Genomic DNA, 2510 nt, shown 5'->3' on the forward strand with positions numbered 1-2510 from the left:
ATGCTTTACCCGTGCATAATACCTATGTCCGTCATGTTCGAAGTGGCAACAGAATCCTCCCGTGCCATTGTCCCGCTCCACCTTGTACGCCATTACCGCACCTCCTCCGCACACTCAACGATTCTGCGTATCACATAATCCGCGCAGGGCTGCGCCATGCCGTTACCGAGTGCCTTATAACGCGCCGTGTCGCTCCCGCCCCCGGTGTATCCGTCCGTGAGTCCCTGCAAGCGTTCACACTCCGTTGGTGTAAGACGGCGCACGATGGAGTATGATAGCGCGAGGTTTTCGCTTCCCCCGCCATATGCGCCCCCCGATGCACGCAGAGTTGCGACTTTTCCCGCTTCGTATTCACTGTATGACTTCGCCCCGTAGATGGTGGCAACAGCATGACGGTCAATCGTATTGAGCGTGTATGCTGTCTCTGCAAGTATGCCCTTCCCATTGCCGCCGTTCTCTATCTTTCGGTCAATGGTATTTCCTGCGATACAGTAGGCATGCACGACGGGAACTTGATTCCCGCCCGTTCCCATACGAGCGTTGAGCGTCGGGACGATGCCATCTTTGACGGGACGCATGACTTCATCCGCGTGCGTCATGTCGTAGATTGCGACGTGCGCCATCACGCCCAGACGATTATGCGCTGTCAAAGGTGGTACAGCTTCCGCAAGTACGGGCGCATTGTTCGCTATGCTTGCTTGTGTATCAAATCCTACAGCAACAATCTGAGGACCACGATCCGCGCAGGGGCTTCTGTCCATCCGTGCGGTCAAGGTTCTTGCTGTTTGGGGAATATATTCGCCTGACGTTCGAGCGCAATCCTCAGCTCCTCGGGCAGTTCCTTCCCCCGCTCCTTTGCTCGCCGTAGAATCCCCAGACACGCCTTCGCGCTCAAATAGTATTTCTCCGGCACGTCGGTCATAGGCTGCAAAATCCGCGACAAGAAAGATTCTACGGCGGCGTTGGGGTACTCCCCAATATTGAGCGTCGATGATGCGCCATGCGATTTGACACTCGTCACATTCAACCATTCCGGCGTTTGCCCATTTGCCATTGGGAGGTATTGGAATTTCGGTCTGTCCGATTTCCTCAAGCACGGCTCTAAAATCAGCCCCTTTGTTGCTTGAGAATGCCCCGGGGACGTTCTCCCACACAAAGAATCTCGGATACTTGCCTGCGGTACGCTCCCGCATTCGTCGAACAATGTCAACTGCTGTGCGGAATAAGCCGCTGCGCTCACCGTTCAGCCCCTTTCTTTTTCCTGCGATGGATAGGTCTTGACACGGGCTACCCGCGCAGATGATATCCACGGGTTCGATCTCGTCTGGGTTGATCTTCGTGATATCCCCGAGCTGCTTCACGTCGGGAAAATGCCGCGCCGTCACCGAGCATTGGAACGGCTCAATCTCGCTTGCCCAGACAGGCGTTACCCCTGCATGACGCGCCGCAAGAAGCCATCCGCCGATCCCGTCAAATAGACTGCCGAGCGTCATTACTTTACCTCCCGAAAGATAATATCCTTCTTCCGCATCATGTGGAGAAAGAGCTTCTTGCGCAGCAGATAGTCCCGCGTGCGTACGCCCTTCACCTCGATCACCTCGCTATGTCCGTCGGCATAGGAGACAAAGAAGTCTGCCGTGTACGTAATCGCCCTCTGCTTGTTGCCCTGATTGTCCCTGAATCCCTCAAGGAGCGTATAGGACGGTTGAAGCCCAATGCGGATAATCTCGCCGTGCTGCTTTCGCGAGAGCAGGTCAAGATAGATCTCCGCTTCCCTCTTGCTGTCAAACGTATGCCCGCACATGACCGTCTTGCGAGCGTTGTACTTGTTCTTCTTCCTGCTCTGCACCCGCACGAGGCGCATGACGTTCCCGATTGCCTCCTGCGCCGTCGGGTCAGGCTTCTTACAGGGCGTATACTCGTCCATGTCGCCGCCTCCTCACCAAGAGCAACGCATCATGTTCATTGAGTTTCTTGATTTCCTCGACAAGGTCTGTCGCTTCCTTTCCGTCCATGTACAGGATTGACTCCTTCGGAGGGTCGTACCCGAGTTCATGCAGGAACTTGAGTATAACCGTAGCTTGTTCCTCCGTCGCATAAGCCATGTCGCCGCCTCCTCAGAAGTACCCGCGTTTCTTGTTCTTCTCGTTGATGCGCTTTTGCACCTCTCAGCACGCTCCTTTCATGCCTTGGACGAAAAAGTGACCGGGGGAGGTATCTCAACCTTGCGCCATCGCTCGGCATCCCTCTCAGTTCTTTTCACGTTCCATTCATCAACCGCTTCGTCCAATGTGTAATATTCAGGCGAGGTCAATCCACAATACGGGCACTGTACACAATATTTTCTTGTCATGCCCCAATAAGTTTCTGCGCGTCCGCCGCAGAGCGGACATTTTTTCAGTTTTCTCCTCCAAATCACATGATTGCTCCTTTCATGCGATAGTCTTTGCCCCGTATCTCTACCCGCTCACACATCCCGTAGATGCGCGACATAATCCGCTGCCCCTGCA

General features: G+C 54.6%; 3 protein-coding genes. All 3 read right to left on the minus strand.

Annotated features, from left to right (window positions below; translation table 11 throughout):
* Nucleotides 1-92: 92 nt before the first annotated feature.
* Genes ACO6BQ_RS12310 through ACO6BQ_RS12320 form a run of 3 tightly spaced genes read right to left on the minus strand, consistent with a single transcriptional unit; the run spans nt 93 to nt 2105 of the window.
* Entirely contained in the window at nt 93-1493 is a 1401-nt protein-coding gene (locus tag ACO6BQ_RS12310; RefSeq protein ID WP_489121385.1) for a DNA cytosine methyltransferase, read from the minus strand.
* The gene (locus ACO6BQ_RS12315) at nt 1493-1927 is read right to left on the minus strand and encodes a DUF1064 domain-containing protein (protein ID WP_489121387.1); all 435 of its coding nucleotides are present in this window, start codon (nt 1925-1927) and stop codon (nt 1493-1495) included. Before ACO6BQ_RS12315 ends, ACO6BQ_RS12310 begins: the two co-directional genes overlap by 1 nt.
* Complete coding sequence (locus ACO6BQ_RS12320; RefSeq protein WP_489121390.1) at nt 1905-2105, minus strand: hypothetical protein; 201 nt, start codon at nt 2103-2105, stop codon at nt 1905-1907. The genes ACO6BQ_RS12315 and ACO6BQ_RS12320 overlap by 23 nt, the downstream gene beginning before the upstream one ends.
* Between the last annotated feature and the right edge of the window lie 405 nt (nt 2106-2510).

It is taken from the genome of Centipeda sp. (in: firmicutes), assembly GCF_057271695.1.

Coding starts and splice junctions, on each gene's coding strand:
- ACO6BQ_RS12310 (WP_489121385.1), bottom strand. CDS start 1,493: ATGACGCTCGGCAGTCTATTTGACGGGATCGGCGGATGGCTTCTTGCG.
- ACO6BQ_RS12315 (WP_489121387.1), bottom strand. CDS start 1,927: ATGGACGAGTATACGCCCTGTAAGAAGCCTGACCCGACGGCGCAGGAG.
- ACO6BQ_RS12320 (WP_489121390.1), bottom strand. CDS start 2,105: ATGGCTTATGCGACGGAGGAACAAGCTACGGTTATACTCAAGTTCCTG.